Origin of the sequence: Streptomyces sp. W16 (assembly GCF_033194735.1) — a bacterium.
In the GTDB taxonomy this organism is placed as follows: Bacteria; Actinomycetota; Actinomycetes; order Streptomycetales; family Streptomycetaceae; genus Streptomyces.
The window spans coordinates 1-5,369 of the sequence record NZ_JAWOAI010000600.1; the positions used below are offsets into that span (position 1 = coordinate 1).

The 5,369-nt window shown below is 70.2% G+C and carries 4 protein-coding genes and 1 pseudogene; 4 read left to right on the forward strand and 1 reads right to left on the reverse strand.

Annotated elements, in window-relative coordinates; genetic code table 11:
- The coding region (locus R6V09_RS44895) for a WD40 repeat domain-containing protein (RefSeq protein WP_317887247.1) at window positions 1-2,094 on the forward strand (2,094 nt) is incomplete at its 5' end.
- Window positions 2,095-2,228: 134 nt separating this feature from the next.
- Complete coding sequence (locus R6V09_RS44900) at window positions 2,229-2,849, forward strand: hypothetical protein (RefSeq protein ID WP_317887248.1); 621 nt, start codon at window positions 2,229-2,231, stop codon at window positions 2,847-2,849.
- Window positions 2,850-2,913: 64 nt separating this feature from the next.
- On the opposite strand, the gene R6V09_RS44905 is transcribed toward R6V09_RS44900, so the two are convergent.
- Window positions 2,914-3,741 carry an alpha/beta fold hydrolase gene (locus R6V09_RS44905; RefSeq protein ID WP_317887249.1) on the reverse strand — a complete coding sequence of 276 codons (828 nt, stop codon included), beginning with the start codon at window positions 3,739-3,741 and terminating at the stop codon, window positions 2,914-2,916.
- Between the two features lie 221 nt (window positions 3,742-3,962).
- On the opposite strand from R6V09_RS44905, the pseudogene R6V09_RS54790 reads away from it, so the two are divergent.
- A pseudogene (locus R6V09_RS54790) lies at window positions 3,963-4,532 on the forward strand (alpha/beta fold hydrolase); the annotation flags it as partial.
- Complete coding sequence (locus R6V09_RS44920) at window positions 4,448-5,191, forward strand: class I SAM-dependent DNA methyltransferase (protein ID WP_317887251.1); 744 nt, start codon at window positions 4,448-4,450, stop codon at window positions 5,189-5,191. The pseudogene R6V09_RS54790 and the gene R6V09_RS44920, both read left to right, overlap by 85 nt.
- The last annotated feature ends 178 nt before the right edge of the window (window positions 5,192-5,369 follow it).

Genomic DNA, 5,369 nt, shown 5'->3' on the forward strand with positions numbered 1-5,369 from the left:
GCCGGCTCGCAGCGAACGGCCGACAAGGCCGCCGCGCTACGTGCGGCGAACCCGGCCCTCGCCGCCCAGTTGAGCCTGGCCGCGTACCGGCTTTCGCCCACCCCGGAGGCGCGCGGCACTCTGCTCAGCACCTTCGCCACCCCTTATGCCACTCAGCTGACCGCCCAGAAGGGTGCGGTCACCGTGGTCGCGTTCAGCCCCGACGGCCGGGTACTGGCCACCGGAGACGCCGACCGGACGGTAGCGTTGTGGCAGGCCGAAAACCCTTACCGGCCAACGGAGTTGAGCGTGCTTCCCGGTCTCGCCGGCGCTGTCCGCGCGGTCGCCGTCAGTCCCGACAGCCGGCTCCTGGCCGAGGGCGGCGAGGACGGCGCGATCGTGCTGTGGGACATCGGTGACGCACGGCGGCCCCGACTCCTGGCACGGCTGCCGGGCGACGCAGGGCCGGTCGTAGGAGTCGCGTTCGGCCCCGGCGGACGGACACTGGCGACGGCCACCCGCGACGGGATGCGGCTGTGGCAGCTGTCGGATCCTCAACAGCCGCGCGTACGCGCCGAGTCGCCAGTACGCGCCGATGTGACCGCGATGGCGCTGAGCCGGGACGGGCGGACGCTCGCCACCGGTCACGCCGACCACAAGGTCCGGCTCTGGGACGTGACCGGGGCGGACGAACCCCTGCGGGAACTGTTCGCCGCTCCCGGTCACAAGGACGCCGTGACCGCGCTGGCGTTCACCCCGGACGGCCGCGAACTGGCCACCGGGAGCGCGGACTTCACGGTCCGGCTGTGGGATGTGGTCGACCCGCGCCACGCCCGCACGACGGTGGCACTCACCGGGCACACCGACACGGTCGAGGCCGTGGGCTTCAGCCCCGACGGCTCCACCCTCGCCACCAGCGGCGTCGACGGCACCGTACGCCGTTGGGAGGTGACCGGCTCCGGTCCCGCCCGTGAACTGCCGGTCCTCACCGGCCACACCGGCAGCGTCGGGGCGCTGGCCTTCAGCCCCGACGGCCGCACCCTGGCCACCGGCAGCGAGGATCAGACCACCCGCCTGTGGGACCTTCCGGGACCCGCGCTGACCGGCCACACCAGCTCGGTCTACTCCGTCAACTTCAGTCCGGACGGACGCCTGCTGGCCACCGGCAGCTATGACCGCACGGTGCGATTATGGAGCCTGGCGGACCCGCGCCGGCCGCACGCACTGCCACCGCTCACCGGCCACGCGGGCCCCGTGAACTCGGTGGTCTTCCGGCCGGACGGCCGCATCCTGGCAAGTGGCAGCGCCGACAGCACCTTTCGCCTCTGGGACCTCGAACCCCCTGCCCAGCCACGCCAGTTGGCGGTGGTTCCCTCGCGCACCGGTCATGTGAACTCGGTCGCGTTCAGCCCCGACGGCCGCACCCTCGCCACCGGCAGTGAGCAGGGCGCCGTACAACTGTGGGATGCGACGGACGTACATCGTCCGCGGCTGCTGGCCGAGGTGCGGGAGAGCGACGCGGTGGACTCCGTGGCCTTCGCCCCCGGCGGCCGTACCCTCGCCGTGGCCAGCCGCAACCGGACGGCCGTGCTGTGGGACCTGACCGACCCGCGCAACCCCACCCGCCTCGCGGTCCTCTCCGGCCACACCAGCGCGGTGAAATCCGTGGCGTTCAGCCCCGACGGCCGCAGCGTCGCCACCGGCGGCGAGGACCGCACGGTACGGCTGTGGGACATCACCGATCCACGGCGTCCGGCGCTACGGGACCGGCTCGCGGGCTACGCCGACGGCGTCATGGCCGTCGCCTTCGCGCCGGACGGGCGGATGCTGGCCGCCGCGAGCTCCGACCGCACCGCGCGGCTGTACGACGTGAACGGCCACGGCGACGCCCGGGAGCCGGCTCTGCTGTCGGGCCACACCAAACCGGTCGACACCCTCGCCTTCAGTCCCGACGGCCGTACGCTGGCCACCGGCGGCGAGGACTGGACCGTCCTGTTGTGGGACCCCGACCCCCGGCGGGTCGCCTCCCGGATCTGCGACAGCGCCTTTCCCGCCCTCACCCACGCGGACTGGGGCCAGTACTTCCCGCAGTGGAAGTACCGCTCGCCTTGCTGAAGTCCGGCACGACGGCAGCCGACCATCTCTGGGTTCAAGTGAGTTGACGCTGCCTGGGCGGACACCTCATCGTCGAGCACGTCCACGACCACGCGAGCGACTATGAGTTGACCGACCAGGGGAGCTGACCGTAAGTGCAGGACAAGATCATCGGGCTCATGGACGAGCACCGTCGCAGGAACGCGTTCCTGACGCTCGCCGAGATGGCCGCCCTCGCCGAGACGAACACCGTCTTCGATCCGTTCTCGACGCTGATCGCCGACGATGCCGTGATCGGTGAGGGCAACACCTTCTTCCCAGGTGTCGTGGTGCGGTGCGACGGCGGGACGTGTTCCATCGGCAGCGGCAACACCTTCTACCCTTCGACGCTGGTGATCGCCGCGAACGGTGGGCGGATCGAGATCGGGGACGAGTGTTCCCTCGGCCCCGGCGGTGTCCAGATCAAGGCCAACGAGCCCGGCGTCCTACTGTCGGTCGGCAACCGCGCCCGGCTCGTCAACGGCGCCGAGATCGTCGGATCCAGCACCATCGGTGACGGTGCCCAGGTCATCGGGGCCATCTCGGCGCGGGGCGTTCAGCTGGCCGCAGGTGACGACTTCACCTGCCCCGACCCCGACCGCCGCGGCGCCGTACTCAAGGGAACAGGACTTGCCCGCGGGACCCGGCTGGAGACCGGTGAGGTCGTCAACGGCCTCGGCGACTTCGCCGCGGCGAGCGTCGAGCGCCAACTCGCCTACCACCCGCGGAGCAAGTGACGACGTTCCAGTGCACGTGCGTCTCGTCCCCGCGTACACGTCACGCTCCGCGACGGTGGCGCGGTCAGCCGCGTGCGAAGGCGAGGAGGTCCGCGTTGAACCGCTCGGCGAACGCGGGCACCATCGCCAGGCCGTGCGGAGCGCCCGGGTAGATCTTGTAGGTCGCGTCCTTGACGAGTTTCGAGGACTTGTCGGCGGAGGCCACGATGGGAACGATCTGGTCGTCGTCGCCGTGCACGATCAATGTGGGAACGTCGATCTTCTTGAGGTCTTCGGTGAGATCGGTCTCGGAGAACGCCTTGACGCAGTCATAGGCACCCTTGATTCCCACGGTCATGCTCCAGAGCCAGAACTCGTCGCGAGTCCCCTGGGTGACGGTCGAGTTGTCGCGGTTGGCGCCGTAGAACGGGGCGCTGAGATCCTTGTAGAACTGCGAACGGTCCGTTTCCACGCCCTTGCGGATCTCGTCGAAGACATCGATCGGCAGCCCTTCGGGATTCGCGTCCGTCTTGAGCATCAACGGCGGGATCGCGCCGAGCAGTACCGCCTTGGCGACCCGCCCGGACCCGTGCCGGCCGATGTAGCGGGTGACCTCGCCGCCGCCCGTCGAGTGGCCGACGAGAATCACATCGTGCAGGTCGAGGGCTTCGATGACCGCTGCCAGGTCGTCGGCGTACGTGTCGAGGTCGTTGCCGTGCCAGGGCTGACCGGAACGTCCGCCCCCGCGCCGGTCGTGGGCCACGGCGCGAAAGCCGTTGTCCGCCATCAGCTTCAGCTGGGGATCCCACGCGTCGGCCGTCAGCGGCCACCCGTGGGAGAAGACGACGGGCTGCCCCGACCCCCAGTCCTTGTAGAAGATCTGCGTGCCATCCGTACTGGTGGCGAAAGGCATGGTGTTTTCCTCCCGAAATGCTCGAACTGTTTGAGTACGTCATAAGGGGAATCGACGGAAAGCGTCGGCGGCGAGAGGCGACCGGAATGAACACGTCGACCACAACACTCTAGGCGAGGCGAGGTACTTCCGCGTGTCGGGCGAATTCCTCGGCCGACTCCGGCCGGTCGACACATCTCGCCGACGCGCCCGTACCGGATTTCGCGGCGGCCCCGGCCGGTGACCTCTCGACGGCCGCCTACACGCTCTCCGACCTGGCGGCCGACACCGTCGGCCTGCTCGATGCGCTCGGCCTCGACGCCGTCCATCTCGTCGGCTCCTCGATGGGCGGCATGATCGCCCAGATGATCGCGATCGAGTACGGGGGGATTCGTCGAGTGGCAGGTGCGCGCCCTGCGACTCGCCGCGTCCCCCGGCTTCGCGTTCGACGCACGGGCAGTGGTCGACCGCACCGAACGTCTTCGCTCACTGCGGGTGCCCAAGCCGGTCGTGCACGGCGCCGCCGACATCGTGTGCGACGTCGGCGGCGCTCGCGCCACGGCCGCCGCCGTACCGGGCGCCGAACTGCTGATCCTTGCGGGGACGGGCCACCACCTCCCGCAGCAACTCCGGCCCCAACTCGCCACCCGCATCGGCGAGTTCCTCCGGCCATTCCGGTGCGGGAATTCGTTGGACAACTCGGCGGCCGGCGGCGAGCGTTGGGGGAATGCATCAGGAGAAGATCTGGGACGCCGACACCGCCCGGCGGTACGACACCCCCGACACCGGCATGTTCGCGCCCGAGACCTTGAGGCCGACCGTGGACCGACTCGCACAACTCGCGGGGGACGGCGCGGCCCTTGAGTTCGCCATCGGGACCGGCCGGGTCGCCGTGCCGCTCGCCGAGCGCGGAGTCCCCGTCACCGGCGTCGAGTTGTCACGGCCGATGGTGGAGCGACTGCGGACCAAGGCGGACGAGGCGACGATCCCCGTGACCATCGGCGACATGGCGACCACTGTCGTCCCCGGGACGTACAGCCTGGTCTACCTCGTCTACAACACCATCTCGAACCTGCTCACCCAGGCCGCGCAGGTCGAGTGCTTCCGCAACGCCGCCCGCCACCTCGCACCGGGCGGCCGGTTCGTGATCGAACTCTGGGTACCCGAGTTGCGCAAGCTGCCGCCGGGCCAGCACGCCACCGTCTGGCTGACCGATCCCGACTACATCGGTCTGGACACCTACGACGTCCTCAACCAGCACGTCGTGTCGCACCACTTCCGGTTCGACGGCGCCGGGCAGGCACGGCTCGACCTCAGCCCGCACCGCTACATCTGGCCGGCCGAACTCGACCTCATGGCCCAGCTGGCGGGCTTCGAACTGGAGTCGAGACACGCGGACTGGGACGGCTCCGAGTTCACCGCCGAGTCGACTTCCCACGTCTCCGTCTACCGCGTCCCGCCGACGCCGTGACCACCTCAACTCGGCGGAATCGCACGGCACTTGTGCACCAGCGCCTCGCCCAGGCCGGACGGCTCCGTCTCACGTGCGGAGCGGGCCGCCGCCGGTGACGCCCGCGTCCGGGCCGTCCGTCAGCGCGATCCGTGCGGTGATGCGCTTGCCCATCGGCTCGCGGCGCGCCTCGAAGCCA